This is a genomic window from Mediterraneibacter sp. ICN-202921 (assembly GCF_037890075.1).
GTDB classification, from domain to species: domain Bacteria; phylum Bacillota; class Clostridia; order Lachnospirales; family Lachnospiraceae; genus Mediterraneibacter; species Mediterraneibacter massiliensis.
In genome coordinates this window covers 12,910-30,431 of the sequence record NZ_JBBKBE010000001.1, presented here as the reverse complement: position 1 = coordinate 30,431, position 17,522 = coordinate 12,910, and the positions used below count along the sequence as shown (strand labels likewise).

Here is a 17,522-nt window from a genome sequence, read left to right as displayed (position 1 = left end):
AAGTTTTTGTTTTCCTTTTCCTGGACACCTCATATGATGATACACACAAGCCCTCCATTGCTGTCATTGACGATCTTCTGCATGGAATCTTGTAATTTCACTTGACTTTCCTCGTTGATCATCGTGATTTTGTTTCTCATCCCGTCCATAACAAGTTCTTCGATCGACTTACCAAAAATATTTGTTCCCCATATTCCTTGTGGTGTCTCACTCTCCGTTTTAATATATTCGACCAGATCTTCGGCTTGTTTTTCATTGCCGACGATCGGTGCGATCTCCGTCTCTATGACTGCACGGATCATATGAATAGAGGGCGCTTCTGAATGAATCTTTACACCGTACTTACTTCCCTGTTTTATAATAACCGGTTCATCCAATATAATATCTTCCTTTTTCGGGCTTACAACCCCATATCCCTTCCGCTTCACATCTGCAAACGCATCTTTGATCTGCGTATATTCTTCCTTCATCGCTGAAAGTTCTTTCATCGCCGCGATCAATTCATATTCTCCTTTGATCTGGGCACCTGTCAGTTCACTCAGCACTTCATAATAGTACTGTTGTTTGAAATCAATCCGTATGCGGATACAGCCTGTATCCATTTCTACTTTCTCTATCGCGGCTTTCTCTATGTATGCACTCTCCTTAAGTTCCGGCTGGCTAAGAGCACTTCGTATATCCTTCATACCTTGCATAAATGCCTGCGCATTTTCCAAGACATCTTTCTTGATCTTATGTTCTCTGGAGAGCATCTCTACCCATTTAGGGATAAAAAATTCTACTTCCGAGATTGGAAATTCATAGAGCACCTGCTGCATGATATCATGAATATCCTCTGCTTTTAGCTGTTCACAATTTACCGGTACAACTGTAACTCCATACTTCTGGCTTAATTCTTCTTTTAACTCCTTTGCTTCCTGGGTATAGGGCTTTAAACAATTCAGCAAAATAACAAAAGGCTTCCCAATACTTTTCAATTCCCGGACTGTCTGTTCTTCTGCGTCTATATAATTTTCTCTGGGAATCTCCCCAATACTGCCATCCGTAGTCACCACGAATCCTATCGTCGCATGGTCATGGATCACCTTTTGAGTGCCGATCGCCGCCGCCTTAGTAAACGGGATCTCATACTCAAACCAAGGTGTCTTAACCTGACGTTCTTCACCTTTTTCAGTATGTCCCGACGCTCCCTCTACCATATATCCCACACAGTCTATAAGACGGATCTTCACTTGTACGTCTTCCGAAAGATCTACGGTGGCCGCCTCTTTAGGCACAAACTTAGGTTCTGTCGTCATGATCGTCGCACCGGAAGCTGACTGCGGCAGTTCATCCTGTGTTCTTTCCTTTGCGTGTTCATCCGTCATATTGGGGAGCACCAAAAGATCCATAAACCTTTTAATAAAGGTAGATTTTCCTGTCCTTACCGGCCCTACTACCCCAATATAGATTTCTCCGTTTGTCCGTGCTTTCATATCTTTGTATACTTGAAATGAATCCATAAAAATACCCCCTTATTCTGCTGATAACAATCTATGCTTACAAGGGGGTATTTATTCTGCTTTTTTATTCTTTACAAAATTCTTTCTTTATTCTTCCCAGGGTAATTCTTCATGTTCGCTCTTTGATGCTCTCTGCATCAATTCATCTACTGCCTGTGCAGGATCTTTTCCTTCAAATAACACGGCATTGACCTGCTCTACGATCGGCATGGACACTTCGTATCGTTCCGCCAGTTTTTTTGCCGCTTTTGCGGAATAAACACCTTCCACGACCATCTTAACTTCCTCACATGCCTCCTGCATAGTTCTTCCCTGCCCGATCAAATATCCTGCCTTTCTGTTTCTGCTGTGTACACTGGCACAGGTCACAATGAGATCTCCTATTCCGGTCAGACCAGTGAAACTTTCTATCTTACCGCCCATCCTGACACCTAGTCTTGCAATCTCTGCAATTCCTCTTGTGATCAAAGCCGCCTTTGTATTGTCTCCGTATCCCAGTCCGTCCGCAATGCCGGCCGCAAGAGCAATGACATTTTTCAGTGATCCACCCAGCTCAATTCCTAAAATATCCGGACTTATATATACCCGGAATACCCTGCTGATAAACATAGACTGTAAATACAGCGCTGTCTGCTTTGACTTTGCGCCGATCACACAGGTCGTCGGGAGCTTTCTCCCTACTTCCTCCGCATGGCTGGGTCCTGACAATACAGCGACATCCGCCTGCGGTATTTCCTGTTCAATCTGTCGGGACAAAGTCAACAATGTAGTTTCTTCAATTCCTTTTGCTACATCTACGATGATCTGATCTTCTTTGACATATGGGCACATCTTCTTTGCAGTTGCCCGCGTAAAAGGAGAAGGCACGGCAAGGACGAGAAAATCTTTGCCAATGATCCCTTCTTCCAGACTATTTGTAATGCGCATGCTTTCCGGAAGCTTGACACCTGGCAGCTTTGCTTTATGTTCCCGCTCTTGCTGCAGCATCTTTACTTCTTCTTTATCAATAGACCAAACAGTGACCTGATGTCCATTGTCACTTAAAAGTACCGATAAGGCTGTCCCCCAGCTTCCTGCTCCAAGAATTCCTACATTTGCCATCTTTTTACTCCTTTTTCTTTGAACCAAATTTATTCTCTGTCCCTGCCAGCAGTCTTTTGATATTATCCTTATGCCTGTACCAGGCGAGAACCATCAGCGCAAACACAAGTATATACAATTCATACAAATACATAGCTTCCATGTCAAAGCATCCCAGTTGTCCGCAGACTACAACCTCTAAAAAAAACATGGACGATGCCAGAAGGGAACCTAGAGATATGTATCTTGTGAAAAGCACGGCGATCAAAAATGCAGCCAGTGGGATCAAAGCCATCCAAACTTTCGTAGAAATGACAAGTCCTGCCAGCACAGCGATCCCTTTTCCACCTTTAAATTTTAAATAAAAAGGAAAATTGTGCCCCAACGTTGCTCCAACCCCTGCATACATTGCCAAAAGTGGAAGGCACTCGCTTCCTCTGTATAGATAACGCACGAGCAAGATTGCTATCACACATTTTAGTACATCCCCTGCAAAAGTCATAAGCCCTGCTTTCCACCCCAGAACCCGCAGGGCGTTGGTAGAGCCGGCGTTTCCACTTCCTTTCTGCCGGATGTCGATATGGTTCATTTTTCCTACTAAATATCCTGTCTGCAAAAGTCCGCACAGGTATCCAATCACAAGACAAATTAACCGCTCCATTCTCTACTGCTCCTTTTCCTTTCTTTCTCTGATAAAAAATTTTAAGGAAGTACCTCTGAAACCAAAGGCCTCTCGAATTTTATTTTCCAGATACCTTGTATAAGAAAAATGCATCAGTTCCTTATCATTTACAAAAATAACAAAAGTAGGCGGTTTTACGGAAACCTGTGTAATATAGTACAATTTTAGACGTTTTCCTTTGTCTGAAGGCGGCTGCTGCATTGCCACTGCTTCTGTCATGATCTCATTTAATACTCCTGTAGCGATCCTAAGGGTCTGATTCTGTATCACCATATCGATCGTATCAAAAAGTTTATGCAGACGCTGTCCTGTTTTGGCAGACACATACAAGATTTCTGCATAGGACAGATAAGATAATGTCTGTCTGACACGAGCCTCAAATTCCCGCATTGTTCTGTCATTTTTCTCGATAGCGTCCCACTTATTGACAACTATGATGATCCCCTTTCCTCTTTCATGTGCGATTCCGGCAATTTTTGCATCCTGCTCGGTCACTCCTTCTGAAGCGTCGATCACCACAAGGACCACATCTGCTCGCTCCACAGCGGTCACAGTCCGTATGATACTATATCTTTCTAATTCTTCTTTGATCTTATTCTTACGGCGCAGCCCGGCAGTATCTATAAAAACGTACTCCTGTCCGTCATGTATGACCTCTGTGTCCACGGCATCTCTTGTCGTACCTGCTATGTCGGATACGATCACGCGGTTTTCCCCTATAAGCTTATTGATAATAGAGGATTTCCCCACATTTGGCTTTCCTACAATCGCAATACGCGGACGATCATCTTCTGTTTCTTCTTTCACATCATCTAAAAAATGGGAAACCACTGCATCTAGCATATCGCCGATCCCCAGACGTGATGCTGCTGAGATCGGAATCGGATCTCCGATCCCAAGGTTATAAAATTCATATACATCTGGCATATATTTTTCAAAGTTATCTACTTTATTTACACAAAGAAGTACCGGCTTGCCTGAACGGCGCAGCATATCTGCCACTTTAGAATCTGCGTCTACAACTCCCTGTCTCACATCTGTAATAAAGATGATGACATCCGCCGTATCGATCGCGATCTGTGCCTGCTCCCGCATCTGTGAAAGGATGATATCCTTACTGTCCGGTTCTATTCCTCCTGTATCAATCATTGTAAATTCCCAATCCAGCCAGGATACGTCTGCATAAATCCTGTCTCTTGTAACACCGGGAGTATCTTTTACAATAGAGATCATTTCCCCTGCCAGGGCATTAAATAATGTAGATTTTCCTACATTTGGTCTGCCTACAATCGCAACTACTGGTTTACTCATGATTATTTATTACCTTCCTGATCCAAATTATCTCTTCACCTGTTCTCTCTTTCTTGTGCAGCCTCATTCTTACAGAGTACTGCGGCAAGTAAATCCTGTCCGCTTGATTTTACAATATATACCGGAACTTGTAAAGCATCAGCCACTTCTTCTACTGTAAAATCATCTAAAAAGGTATTTTCCTGCACCCGCAGCATATTACAGGGCAGAAGCAGCCTTTCTCCCAACCTTTTTCCCTTTAGCTGCGCCACCAGATCCTGACCTGTTATAAGACCTGATACCGTGATGCGCTCCCCAAAGAAATCATTGCGTATAGGATAAATATGGATATCTTTATTAGGAAATTTTTCCTTTACTTTTTCCATCATTGCTTCCAGATACGGCGCCATCAATTTTCCTGTCGCGATAGAAAGTTCCCCTGTCTCTTCATCTCCTTCTATATATGCCAGCTCCTTGTCAAACTCATTTAGAAGAAGCCTGACCATCCCCACTCCGTTTTCCAGCTGCGGATAGCCGTCATAGCGTTCTTCCTCCGGTAATTCCTTTTCCGCAAGAAGATACCATTCATCTCCTGCATGGATAAAGTGTGTGCCGTATTCCTCATATAGCTTTTTCTGCCAGCAGTGAATGAGCTCCAGTACCTGTCTGGCATCCTCCTTTTGAAATGGTTCCAAAGGATACAGACCCTCTCTGTATTTCGTGAGCCCTACGGGTACGACAGATACACTCTTAAGCTGCGGCATATATCCCGTCAAATCCCGGATCGTGCGTTCTAATTCTGCCCCGTCATTGATGCCTTTACACAGTACGATCTGTCCGTTCATCTCGATATCCCCTCTGCAAAGTATATCGACCTTTTTCAATGCCTCCCCGGCAAATCGGTTGTGCAGCATCTTACACCTCAGCTGTGGATTCGTCGTATGAAATGAAATATTAACCGGACCCAACCTGTATCTGACAATCCTCTCTACATCTTCTTCACTCATATTTGTAAGTGTAATGTAATTTCCCTGCAAAAAGGAAAGTCTGGCATCATCATCTTTAAAATATAATGTTTCCCTCATCCCTTTTGGCATCTGGTCGATAAAACAAAACATACACTTATTTCTGCAGGATCGGTATTCATCCATCAGCCCCTGCTCAAACTCAATCCCCAGTTCTTCGTCTGCTTCCTTTTCAATTTCCAGTTCCCATTGTTCTCCATTCATCTTTTCGATCAAGAGAACGATATTTTCTTCTCCTGTCAGAAAATAATAATCAAATACATCCCGGATCTCTTGTCCATCTATTGCGAGCAGTTTATCTCCTGATCCAATCTGCATCTCCTCTGCGATACTGCCCGGACGTACGGCTTTTATTCTATGTTCGTGTTTCTCTTTTTTCAATTTCTAACGTTCCTTTCCCGTCACCTGTGCTGCTGTCTAACCTTTCCATTTATACAGCCGGCTTTTCAAAAGTACTATATAGCATAGTATGCCCTTTCTTTATACGTTAAACAGTATAACATAATTCCTCTTCCATTCAAAGCAATGCTTGAATTTACCGTAAAAAAATGATATAAACATATATGATATGTAAAATATATAAACATAGGAGAAGATCATGCCAAATATAGAATTATTAGAAAAAACCCTTCCTATCGCTCCCTTAAAGATCGTAGCAATGGAAAGCTGCAGAGCATTAGGTCAGAAAGTCAATGATTATATTGTCTCTTTCCGGGCAGATACCATCAATGAAGTATCCGAGTCCCCTTTGTATGTCAATTACAGATCCAATAATTATCTCGTAGACTGCTCCTGTCCTCGTTTCGGAACCGGAGAAGCAAAGGGAATGATCAAAGAAACAATCCGCGGTACAGATTTATTTATCATGACAGATGTCTGCAACTACAGTCTGACTTATACCGTCAATGGTCATGTAAATCATATGTCCCCGGACGATCATTTTCAAGATTTAAAAAGAGTCATCTCTGCCGCAAATGGAAAAGCTCGCCGTATTAACGTCATTATGCCTTTCATGTATGAAAGCCGCCAGCACAAACGTACAAAGCGGGAATCTCTGGACTGCGCGATCGCGCTGGAAGAGCTGACTGCTATGGGTGTGACAAATATTATCACTTTCGATGCTCATGACCCACGTGTACAAAATGCAATTCCTTTAAAGGGATTTGACAGTTTCAATCCTCCGTACCAATTCATGAAAGCACTGTTTCGTGATGTACCAGATTTTATTGCAGATAAAGAACATTTGATGATCATCAGTCCTGATGAAGGAGCAATGCACCGCGCCGTTTATTTTTCCAACGTACTTGGCGTAGATATGGGAATGTTCTACAAACGCCGTGATTACTCCACTGTAATAAACGGGAAAAATCCAATCGTAGCTCATGAATTTTTAGGAGACGACGTAACCGGAAAAGATGTGCTCATCATTGACGATATGATCTCATCAGGAGAAAGCATGCTTGATGTGGCAAAGCAGCTTAAAGAACGTAAAGCGGCACGTGTATTTGTCTGCTCGACATTCGGACTCTTTACCGATGGTCTGAAGAAATTTGACGAATATTACGAAAAAGGATATATCTCAAAGGTGATCACGACCAATCTCACCTATCTGCCACCGGAATTGTATGAAAAACCTTATTTCATTAAGGCCGACATGAGTAAATTCCTCGCCTTGATCATTGACTCCTTAAATCACGACGTCTCCATCGGAGCAGTCTTAAATCCAACCGATAAAATACACACGCTGCTCGAAAAACGTGCCAAAGGAGAAATATAACTCCAACTGATGAACTGCCTGTTATAGAGAAAGTAAAATTTATCGTAAAAGGTACGTAAACAACGAAAGCGTATGTGTGAAATATGCGCTCATCAGAGCATACCGCAACACACATTTCATACGTCCTTTTCTAATAAATTTAGCGAAACAACAAACAGCGTGAAAAGAACAGATCACACCATGTTTACATGTAAACATGGTGTGATCTGTTCTTCTTCATTCAGCGATTGCCGAAATTCCCCGCTTTTGCAGCATACCGTTATCACACTTACGTTTATATTTACGGGATCAGCATAATCTGTGCTGCTTTTTTTATTCCTTTCCACATCGCGAATCCCCATGCAGGAGTGGTTTCCATATATTCTATCTGTCTTTTACTTAAATCCACGACGATCGGAAGCTCAAAGGCCGCATAGTGCTTATTGGGTTTTTTCTTTGTATAGGCAACTGCGTTTGGATCTGCTTTTGTCTGACACATCACTGCATAGATGCCGACACCTTTTTGAAGTCCTCGCGGCAGTCCCTTATAATTATCCAGCGCATACTGCACACAGGCTTTTGTATAGTTTTCCATAATTTGATAATCGGCGTTATCATTTTGTGTAATGAAAAAATATTGATGCATATTTACAAGCGCTGCCGACATTCTTTTTGATATATACAGATAACTGTGCAAAGAAGATACAAATTCAGCCTGTTCTTCAAATCTTGTATTTAATGTGTTTAAATATCCGGTTAATGCCGGGAAATACATATTTTGACTGTTTTCTGTATTGCTCACTGCCGTCTGATATAGTGCGGCGGATTGGTTATTTTCCGGAATATCAAACGCTTTCTTTCCACAAGACGGGCAAAAGACATAACCGTCTTCCAGTTTTTTTCCACAATTCCCACAAAACATACTCTTTTTCCTCTTTTTATTCTTGAATTTTTTACGTGTATTTTACCGTAATCTGCTTCTTTCATACTTTATTTTCGTTTTTAAAAACTTAAGCATATCTTGATAGCGTTCTTCCAATGTACCTTTTTTCTCCACATATTCCAAGCTTTCTGCTGCCGCGGTCAGAAACGTATCGTTCAGTTTTCGTTTATTCCTCTGGAGGAATTCTATCCTTTCCTCATTTCTGTCAAGTTCCAAAAATACAGGAAGAAGATGCGGACCACTTGCTTCTGTTATATCCTTCTTTTCCTCCTTAACAAGTTCAAACCGGTATTTCTGTCTTGCCTCCGGATACTTTTCTAGGTCTACCGGACTTAGAAACATATCTAATGGCCTAGCATAGATCCCCCTGTTTCCATACAGCGCCTGATACACGACCAGTTCTTCTTCCGTCTCGGTATGCATGGCAATGCAAATGATCTGATACTGTTTCCCCTTAAAATGTATATAGACATCGCCCTTTTGCGGTCTTTTTCTATCCATATCGTCGCCTCTCTATTTGTTTCTTTTCACTGCTGTCTGTATATATCCGGTTATGCCCCTGTGCAAATCCATTAATACAATTTTGCGCTGATCAACTTAGGACGGAATCCTTTCTTTTCCAAGGCATCCAATATTTTCTTCTTATGCTCTGTTCCAAAAGCTTCCATTGTAATACGTAGTTCTACTGCTGCATTACGGTTTGTGCTTACAAACTGATTGTGTTCCAGTTTGATCACATTGCCCTTTGCCTCTGCGATCGTCGCCGCCACACTCACCAGTTCACCTGGCTTGTCCGGCAAAAGTACGGATACAGAAAAGATCCTGTCTCGCTGGATCAATCCATGCTGCACGATAGATGCCATTGTGATCACATCCATATTACCGCCACTCAAAATACACACTACTTTTTTTCCTTTTAAATCCATCTGCTTTAGTGCAGCTATAGAAAGCAGACCAGAATTTTCCACGATCATCTTATGGTTTTCCACAAGATCTAAAAAGGCTCCGATAAGCTCATCATCCTCTACAAGCAGAACATCATCTACATTTTCCTTTACGTAGGGAAATATCTTCTCTCCTACTTTCTTCACCGCGGTTCCGTCTGCGATCGTATCCGCACTGTCTAATTCTACGACCTCGCCTGCTGCAAGCGCTGCCGTCATGCTTGCCGCCTCGGCAGGTTCTACACCGATCACTTTAATTTTGGGATTGAGCATTTTTGCCAATGTGGAAATCCCTGTCACAAGTCCGCCCCCTCCGATCGGAACAAAGATATAATCTACTGTGGGTAACTCCTGGACAATCTCCATAGCGATCGTCCCCTGTCCGGTCGCTACATCCAGATCATCAAACGGATGAACAAATGTATACCCGTTCTTTTCTGCCAATTCCATGGCATACGCACATGCATCATCATAGACGTCTCCATATAAGATGACTTCTGCCCCATAATTTTTTGTTCTGTTTACTTTGATAAGAGGTGTTACAGTCGGCATAACGATCGTTGCCTTGCATCCATATTTCTGCGCCGCATAGGCAACTCCCTGGGCATGGTTGCCTGCGGAAGCTGTGATCAGTCCTCTTTCTCTTTCTTCCTCTGTCAGTGTACTGATCTTGTAGTAGGCGCCTCTCACTTTATAGGCCCCTGTATACTGCATATTCTCCGGTTTTAAGTAGACTTTTCCTCCAGTCTGCGCACTTAGATAGTCACTGTACACCAATTTTGTAGGATTCGTCACCTGTTTTACGATATCACTTGCTTTTTCAAATTTTTCCAATGTCAGCATTTTTCACCCTTCTTTCTCGTCTGCCGTATAAAATAGCGCGTTTACAAACTCGTCTGCATCAAATTTCTGGAGATCTTCTATCTTTTCTCCCACTCCGATATATTTTACAGGAATACCAAGTTCTGCCTGAATTGCAACAGCGATCCCGCCTTTGGCCGTTCCGTCCATCTTTGTCAAGATCACTCCTGTAATCTCTGCCGCCTCGTTGAATTCTTTTGCCTGTGCAAGTGCATTCTGCCCTGTAGTCGCATCTAATACGACCAATGTCTCCCGGTAAGCTTCTGGGTATTCCCGATTGAGCACGCGGTCAATCTTTTTAAGTTCTTCCATCAGATTCTTCTTATTATGAAGTCTTCCTGCTGTATCACAGAGCAATACATCTGCCTTTCTTGCTTTTGCAGCTGCTACTGCATCATAGACGATCGAGGCGGGATCGGATCCTTCTTGTCCGCCGATCAGTTCTGCGTTGGACCGATTTGCCCATTCTGTTAGCTGTTCTTTTGCCGCGGCACGAAATGTATCTGCTGCCGCTAGGATCACTTTTTTCCCCTGAGCGTGCAGTTTTCCTGCCAGTTTTCCGATAGTCGTCGTTTTCCCGACACCATTTACTCCTATCACAAACACCACAGAAGTTTTCTCTTCAAATTCGTATGCAGTCTCACCCACATACATCTGTTCCCGGATACTGTCTATCAACAGTTGTCTGCACTGTACAGGCTCTTTTATATGTTCGCTGCGCACTTTCTCCTTCAGATTGTCTATGATCTCCATCGTTGTCCGCACACCTAGGTCTCCCATGATCAAAGTTTCTTCCAATTCTTCGTAAAAATCATCATCTATCTGGGAGAATCCGTGAAATATGCCGTCTATACCAGAGACAATATGATCTCTCGTTTTTCCAAGTCCCTCGACGAGCCGTTTAAAAAAGCCTTGTTTTTCTTCCATTTTCTGCCTCCTTCTATTGTTCCAGTTCTTTTTCCAATAAATCTACAGATACAAGAGTAGAAACCCCCTTCTCCTGCATCGTGATCCCATACAGTCTGTCCGCAGATGTCATCGTCCCTCTCCGGTGCGTGATCACAATAAACTGTGTACTCTTTGTCAGCTTGTGCAGATACTGTGCAAAACGTTCTACATTGTTATCATCTAACGCCGCTTCTATCTCATCTAAGAGACAGAATGGGGACGGCTTCAAATTCTGGATAGCAAATAGCAAAGCGATTGCTGTCAGAGCCTTTTCCCCGCCGGAAAGCTGCATCATATTCTGTAATTTTTTTCCCGGAGGCTGTGCAATGATGCGGATCCCTGCTTCCAGTATATCTTCATCCTCCATCAGTTCCAGTGTCCCTTTTCCGCCCCCGAACAACTGCTTAAAGACATGATCGAATTCCTCTGAAATACGCGCGAACTGTTCTTCAAACTGCTTTCGCATAGCAACGTCCAATTCCCCGATGATCTGCTGCAAAGATTTTTCTGCTTCTACCAGGTCATCGTGCTGATTTTTCAGAAAAGAATATCTCTCCAGCAGATTTTTATAATCTTCGATAGCATTGACATTAACACTGCCTAATTTGCGTATGTCGTTTTTCAGCGATTGGATCTGCCGTTTCATATGCGCCAGATCTGTCAGGTTCTCATTTCGAAGTTCTATTGCGTGATTATATGTGATCTCATATTCTTCCCACATATAATTCATCAATTTTTCCGAGGCCTCTTCATAAGATTCTTTCTGGCTGTTCAAGCGGAAACATTCTTTATCCAAGTCTGCCATATGTTTCGATAGTTCCTCTCGTTTTTCCAAAAAATCTTTATGCTTTTGGTTTAATTCTTCCCGCTTTTTCACCTGCACCCGGATCTCTGTTTCTATCTCAGCAAATAAATCCTTGGAATTTTCAATCGTATCTTTCAGTTCTTTTATTTCCTTCTCTTTCTTCTCTATATCTTCCGCTGCGTTTCCCTTATTTACATCTAATTCCTTTAATTCTGCGGAAAACTTCTCTATTTCTTCTTCGATACGGCTTACATTTTCTAAAATAAATGCATTTTGCTGTTCCAGGCCTGCAAGAGATAAGTGTACTTCCTCCACTGTACGTATCTGTGCCGCTTCCAACTCTTTATCTTCGGAAAGTGCAGCATTTAATTTTTCAATCACCGCATTTAATTCTTGTTCCAGATCTTCAGAAGTCTCTAATTCCACTTGAATAGAATCTTCATTTTCCACAATTTCCGCCAGATCATTTTCCAAATTTTCCTGTTCTTTCGCATAAGAGAGCACGCGGTTTGCTATCTCTTCCTGCCGGCTTTTGATCTGCTCGATGTACATTTTTACCGTATTTTCAATGACCGATGCTTTCCTGAGTTTTTCCTGTATTTCATCAATCTCGTTATAACATACTGTACGCTTTTGTTTCACACTGTTGACAGATTGTTCCATCTCGTCCATATCTGCTTTGAGCATGGAGACGGTTTTCTCAAACTCCTCGATTTCTCTTCGCCTGCTTAACAAATTGCTCGAATTCTTGAAAGCGCCGCCTGTCATAGCGCCGCCCGGATTGATCAATTCTCCTTCCAGCGTCACAATACGCAGAGACTGCCGATACTTCTTAGCAAGCTGTATTCCATGGTCGATCTTCTCTACCACGATCGTTCGTCCCAAAAGCTGATCTGCCAGGGCTAAAAACTTTTGATCCACCTGCACCAATGTATTGGCAAGTCCGATCACGCCCTTCTCTTTTAAGGCTTCCGGCGTGCGTATCCCACTTCCTTTTGACATACTGGTAAGCGGAAGAAAAGTAGCACGCCCGAATTTATTCTGTTTCAGATAGGATATCATTCTTTTTGCTGTTTCTTCATTATCTGTTACAATATTCTGGATATTGCCTCCAAGTGCGGTTTCTACAGCAATTTCGTATGTTTTCTCCACTTTGATGATATCTGCCACAACGCCTAACAGTCCTTTTTCCTTTTCTTTGTTCGCCATTACTTTCCGTATACTGTTTCCATATCCATCGTAACGTTCCGTAATATTTTTCAAGGAATCCAGGCGTGAAGATTCTCTGTGATAAGCTGTCTGTCCGATCCGGAGCTTTTCCTGCTTTTCTGATAGTTCTCTTTTGAGCTGGTCGATCAACTTCTCATTTTCTTCTATCTGCATTTTATAGCTGACAATCTCTCCATTGATCTGGTTTTGTTCTCTCTCACGGGCATGCAATGTCTCTGTTTGTCTTTCTTTTTCTTCTTCCAACTCCTTTAGGCTGGCCGCCAGTATCTCTTTTCTTGAGGCGATCTGCTGCTTTGTCGTATCATAATGCTGTATCTTCGCTTTAGTAGTAGCTCTATTGTTCAAAAGCTCCATGATCTCTTGTTTGTTCTGCTCGATCTGATCTGTACGCTGCGCAATCCTTGTTTGCACTTCGATCAGAGCCTTCTTAGCCTCCGTATCCTGCCCTGAGATCTCGCTTAATTTCTCATGCACCTTTTCTTTCTCATGATACAGCTTTTCTTTTTGCGCTTCTCTTGTCTCTATCTCTACACCTATCGTACGCAAACGATTATCATAGTGTTCGTCATTTATACGTGCTGTATTGATCTGCTCCTTTAAAACATTGATATTTCCCTCCAGCTGTTGTTTTAACAAAGTCGTCTTATTCAGTTGATTCTTTGCCTTCTCGATAGAATAATCGATTTCATCTACTTCTTCTTCAATCGCCTCATATTCAGACTTCATCTTATCATAGCGGGAATTTACATCTTCTAATTCTTCCGAAGCAGTTTCGTATTTTTCGTCTATCCCTTGTATCTGCTCTTTTACTCGTTCAGCTTCCAACAGGAACATATTGATATCGTAGGTTTTTAACTCTTCTTTTTTCTTTAAATACTCTTTTGCTATCTCCGACTGTTTTTCCAGAGGACCAAGCTGCTGTTCCAGTTCTGAAAGAATATCATTTACACGCGTTAAATTCATCTGTTCTTCTTCTAATTTTTTCACAGACATATTCTTTCTTCTCTTAAATTTTACGATACCGGCAGCTTCATCAAAAAGTTCTCTTCTTTCTTCTGGCTTTCCACTTAAGATTTTATCAATCTGTCCTTGTCCGATAATGGAATAGCCTTCTTTTCCGATCCCCGTATCATAGAACATTTCATTGATGTCTTTTAATCGGCACATGGATCCATTGATCAGATACTCACTTTCTCCCGAACGATAGAGTTTTCTCGTCACTGTCACTTCTTTATACTCTACCGGCAGCTGCTGATCAGAATTATCCAAAGTGATCGCGACAAACGCATAGCTGAGCGGCCTTCTATTTTCTGTTCCGGAAAAAATCACATCCTGCATGCTGCCGCCTCTTAGCTGTTTTGCCCTCTGCTCTCCGAGTACCCAGCGTACCGCATCGGCTACATTGCTCTTGCCGCTTCCATTTGGCCCCACAATCGCTGTAATGCCATTGTGGAACTCAAATTTTATCTTATTGGCAAAAGATTTGAATCCCTGTACCTCTATACTTTTTAAATACATACATTCCTCGCTTTATTTTTCTTTTTTCATTCTTAAGATTGCTTCATAAGCTGCTTTTTGCTCCGCTGCTTTCTTTGTCCTGCCTTCTCCTATGCCAAATACTTTTGTGCCTATTTTTACCTCTACAAAAAAAGATTTATTGTGATCCGGACCTTCTTCTTTTACGAGCTGATAACAGATTTTTTCATCTGCCTGTGCCTGTACTATTTCCTGCAAAATAGTTTTACTATCATAAAAGAGTTTTTTGTTCTCCAAATCTGTTAAAATAAACCGATGAACGAACTCTTTTGCATTAGTAAAACCACCGTCCAGGTAGATGGCTCCAATCAAAGCCTCCATAGCGTCTGATGTGATAGACTCCCGTTGTCTTCCGCCTGTCGCTTCTTCTCCCCTGCCTAAAAGCAGATACTCTCCTAATCCAATTTCCCGCGCGCAAAATGCAAGCGCAGGCTCGCATACCATACTGGCTCTTGTCTTTGTCAGTTTTCCTTCTGAAACTTTAGGTTCATTTAAAAATAAATATTCACTGGATACCAATTCCAAGACTGCATCTCCCAAAAACTCCAGCCTTTCATTACACAAATATTTTTCCATATGCTTTTCATTTGTATAAGAACTATGCATCATCGCGCACTGTAGGAGAGAAAAATCATGAAACTTATATCCGATTTGTTTTTCCAATTTTCTTAGCTTTTCATTCATATGGCATTTTCCTCTTAAAACGAAAAAGCCCATAGGGGCTTTTTCATTTCTTCCATTCCTATTATTCAACAGCCTTTTTTATCTGATCTACCGCATCCTGTACGGTCGTAATTTTCTCTGCCTCGTCATTGTCAATCTCAATGTCAAATTCTTCTTCAATCCCCATGATAATCTGGAAAATATCCAATGAATCTGCCCCTAGATCGTCCACGAACGTAGTCTCCGGTCTGATATCTTCTTTTTGTACATTTAATACGTCTGCAATAATTTCCTGTAATTTTTCAAATTCCATAACTTTTTTCCTTTCTTTCCTGCTTATTCTTCTTTTTCTTCATTCTCTGTCCTCTGGATCGCTTCTTTTATCTTCTCATTGATCCTTTGTTCCTTAAATGTAAGACATTGGATGATCGAATTGCATATCTCTTTTGAAGTCGAACTTCCATGGGTTTTGACAACCAGTCCATTTAATCCCAGCAGCGGAGCTCCGCCATGTTCACTGGAATCAAAATCTTTTAAAGTAGCTTTCAGTGCCGGTTTTACCAGAAGCGCCCCTATTTTGCTTCTCATGGAACTCATCATACCTTTTTTAATCTTCTTGACTAACGCAGCGCCTACACCCTCGTAAAGTTTAAGAATCACATTTCCTACAAAAGCCTCACAAACGAGTACATCTGCCGCTCCGTATGGAATATCTCTGGCTTCTACACTTCCGATGAAATGAATGTCTTTGCATGCCTTTAAAAGTGGAAATGTCTCTTTTACAAGTGCGTTTCCCTTTTCTTCTTCCGCACCTATATTGACGATTCCTACGGTCGGATTCTTTTTCCCAAGTACATTTTCCATATAAATGGTCCCCATCTTCGCAAACTGTACCAGATGAGACGGACGAGCATCTACATTTGCCCCACAGTCAATCAACAAGGATACACCGTTTAATGTAGGCAGGAGCGGTGCTAATGGCGGTCTCTCCACACCTTTGATCCTCCCGACCAGAACCTGTCCTCCTACCAGAACAGCCCCGCTGCTACCAGCCGACACAAAAGCATCTGCCTCTTTCTTTTTCACAAGATTCATTGCAACTACGAGTGAAGAGTCCTTCTTCCTGCGGATCGCCATTACCGGCGGTTCTGCCGTTTCGATCACTTCTGTAGCATTGACGATCTCAATCTGGTCCTGCGGATAGGTATATTCTGCTAATTCTTTTTTCAGCACTTCCTCCTGTCCGGTCAGCAAGATATGGATATCCTTTCTTGCCTTCACAGCCTCTACTGCCCCTTTGATGATTTCTTTCGGCGCATTATCTCCGCCCATCGCATCCAGGGCTACTCTTGTTATATCAGACATGATCTCTCCTCCTATCGCTACTGACAATTATTCTACTGGAAAACATATGAAAAATCAATAAAAAAAGACGTAAAACACAAAGTTTTTACGCCTTTTTTCATTTCTGATCAATCTACAGAAATGATTTCTTTTTTGTTGTAAGAGCCGCACGCCTTGCACACTCTGTGAGGCATCATGAGTTCTCCGCATTTGCTGCATTTCACCAGGTTGGGAGCGCTCATCTTCCAGTTTGCTCTTCTTTTATCTCTTCTTGCTTTTGAAGATTTATTCTTTGGACAGATTGACATAGGTTACACCTCCTTAAAATTCTTAAATAGGTCACGGACAACCGACATTCTAGGGTCAAGCCCCGTATCTTCACAGTTACAAAAACCCTCGTTCAGATTCTGACCACATGTACTGCAGATTCCCCGGCAGTCTTCCCTGCACAGGACTTTCACCGGCCATCCTATCAAAATCTCATTATAGAGTAATTTCTCTATGTCAAGGTTACATCCGTCAATAATAAAGTTGGACTCATCCAGTTCTTCTGTCAACTCTGCATCCGGCACATCCAGATCTACATGCTTTTTTATATCCAGCACAAATTCCTGCCGGACATTTTCCAGACATCTGTCACAGGGAATCTCTATAACAAGACTCGTCTGTACACATAGGAACATCTCTTTTCCTCTGACATGTTCTGCCTTTACATGCACCGGAGTCTTCTCCGCAATGGAAAATTTTCCTGCTTTAGACTCGAACACATCCATCTTAAGTTCCACTGTTTTATCCAACGTCTCATGCCGGTCCGACATTACGTCTGACAGGTTGATTAACATAACTGATACTCCTATCCACACCTAAACTATTATAGCATGTAAATATCGTTTGTCAAGAGGTGTATTCTATA

16 protein-coding genes are annotated in these 17,522 nt (G+C 42.1%); 1 reads left to right on the top strand and 15 read right to left on the bottom strand.

Annotated features, from left to right (window positions below):
* Positions 1 to 29: 29 nt before the first annotated feature.
* The 5 genes from spoIVA to WKT01_RS00120 all read right to left on the bottom strand — a co-directional run bounded on the left by spoIVA (position 30) and on the right by WKT01_RS00120 (position 5,960).
* Entirely contained in the window at positions 30 to 1,502 is a 1,473-nt protein-coding gene (gene spoIVA, locus WKT01_RS00140; RefSeq protein ID WP_117974321.1) for a stage IV sporulation protein A, read from the bottom strand.
* An 87-nt stretch (positions 1,503 to 1,589) separates the two neighbouring features.
* Positions 1,590 to 2,603: an NAD(P)H-dependent glycerol-3-phosphate dehydrogenase gene (locus tag WKT01_RS00135; RefSeq protein ID WP_117974323.1), complete on the bottom strand. Its 1,014-nt coding sequence runs from the start codon at positions 2,601 to 2,603 to the stop codon at positions 1,590 to 1,592.
* Between the two features lie 4 nt (positions 2,604 to 2,607).
* Positions 2,608 to 3,243 (bottom strand): glycerol-3-phosphate 1-O-acyltransferase PlsY, encoded by a 636-nt coding sequence (plsY, locus tag WKT01_RS00130; protein ID WP_059069325.1) that lies wholly within the window; start codon positions 3,241 to 3,243, stop codon positions 2,608 to 2,610.
* A gap of 3 nt (positions 3,244 to 3,246) precedes the next feature.
* The gene (gene der, locus WKT01_RS00125; protein ID WP_059069323.1) at positions 3,247 to 4,575 is read right to left on the bottom strand and encodes a ribosome biogenesis GTPase Der; all 1,329 of its coding nucleotides are present in this window, start codon (positions 4,573 to 4,575) and stop codon (positions 3,247 to 3,249) included.
* A 35-nt stretch (positions 4,576 to 4,610) separates the two neighbouring features.
* Entirely contained in the window at positions 4,611 to 5,960 is a 1,350-nt protein-coding gene (locus WKT01_RS00120; RefSeq protein WP_117974325.1) for a DUF512 domain-containing protein, read from the bottom strand.
* Positions 5,961 to 6,177: 217 nt separating this feature from the next.
* On the opposite strand from WKT01_RS00120, the gene WKT01_RS00115 reads away from it, so the two are divergent.
* Positions 6,178 to 7,356 carry a ribose-phosphate pyrophosphokinase gene (locus tag WKT01_RS00115; RefSeq protein ID WP_117974327.1) on the top strand — a complete coding sequence of 393 codons (1,179 nt, stop codon included), beginning with the start codon at positions 6,178 to 6,180 and terminating at the stop codon, positions 7,354 to 7,356.
* A gap of 280 nt (positions 7,357 to 7,636) precedes the next feature.
* On the opposite strand, the gene WKT01_RS00110 is transcribed toward WKT01_RS00115, so the two are convergent.
* From WKT01_RS00110 to WKT01_RS00065, 10 genes are all read right to left on the bottom strand, one after another.
* Complete coding sequence (locus tag WKT01_RS00110; RefSeq protein WP_117975858.1) at positions 7,637 to 8,257, bottom strand: zinc ribbon domain-containing protein; 621 nt, start codon at positions 8,255 to 8,257, stop codon at positions 7,637 to 7,639.
* Between the two features lie 42 nt (positions 8,258 to 8,299).
* On the bottom strand, positions 8,300 to 8,779 hold the full coding sequence (locus WKT01_RS00105) for a DUF1653 domain-containing protein (RefSeq protein ID WP_059069314.1): 480 nt from the start codon (positions 8,777 to 8,779) through the stop codon (positions 8,300 to 8,302).
* Positions 8,780 to 8,850: 71 nt separating this feature from the next.
* On the bottom strand, positions 8,851 to 10,065 hold the full coding sequence (ilvA, locus tag WKT01_RS00100; RefSeq protein WP_059069312.1) for a threonine ammonia-lyase: 1,215 nt from the start codon (positions 10,063 to 10,065) through the stop codon (positions 8,851 to 8,853).
* A 3-nt stretch (positions 10,066 to 10,068) separates the two neighbouring features.
* Complete coding sequence (gene ftsY / locus WKT01_RS00095; RefSeq protein WP_059069310.1) at positions 10,069 to 11,010, bottom strand: signal recognition particle-docking protein FtsY; 942 nt, start codon at positions 11,008 to 11,010, stop codon at positions 10,069 to 10,071.
* A 13-nt stretch (positions 11,011 to 11,023) separates the two neighbouring features.
* Complete coding sequence (gene smc / locus WKT01_RS00090; protein ID WP_270395976.1) at positions 11,024 to 14,584, bottom strand: chromosome segregation protein SMC; 3,561 nt, start codon at positions 14,582 to 14,584, stop codon at positions 11,024 to 11,026.
* A 12-nt stretch (positions 14,585 to 14,596) separates the two neighbouring features.
* The gene (gene rnc / locus WKT01_RS00085) at positions 14,597 to 15,286 is read right to left on the bottom strand and encodes a ribonuclease III (RefSeq protein WP_270395978.1); all 690 of its coding nucleotides are present in this window, start codon (positions 15,284 to 15,286) and stop codon (positions 14,597 to 14,599) included.
* 61 nt (positions 15,287 to 15,347) lie between these two features.
* Complete coding sequence (gene acpP, locus WKT01_RS00080) at positions 15,348 to 15,578, bottom strand: acyl carrier protein (protein ID WP_059069304.1); 231 nt, start codon at positions 15,576 to 15,578, stop codon at positions 15,348 to 15,350.
* 23 nt (positions 15,579 to 15,601) lie between these two features.
* Entirely contained in the window at positions 15,602 to 16,630 is a 1,029-nt protein-coding gene (gene plsX / locus WKT01_RS00075; protein WP_117975860.1) for a phosphate acyltransferase PlsX, read from the bottom strand.
* Between the two features lie 107 nt (positions 16,631 to 16,737).
* Positions 16,738 to 16,917, bottom strand: a complete 180-nt coding sequence (gene rpmF, locus WKT01_RS00070) for a 50S ribosomal protein L32 (protein WP_004068723.1) — start codon at positions 16,915 to 16,917, stop codon at positions 16,738 to 16,740.
* Positions 16,918 to 16,920: 3 nt separating this feature from the next.
* Positions 16,921 to 17,451 carry a YceD family protein gene (locus WKT01_RS00065; RefSeq protein WP_270395983.1) on the bottom strand — a complete coding sequence of 177 codons (531 nt, stop codon included), beginning with the start codon at positions 17,449 to 17,451 and terminating at the stop codon, positions 16,921 to 16,923.
* Between the last annotated feature and the right edge of the window lie 71 nt (positions 17,452 to 17,522).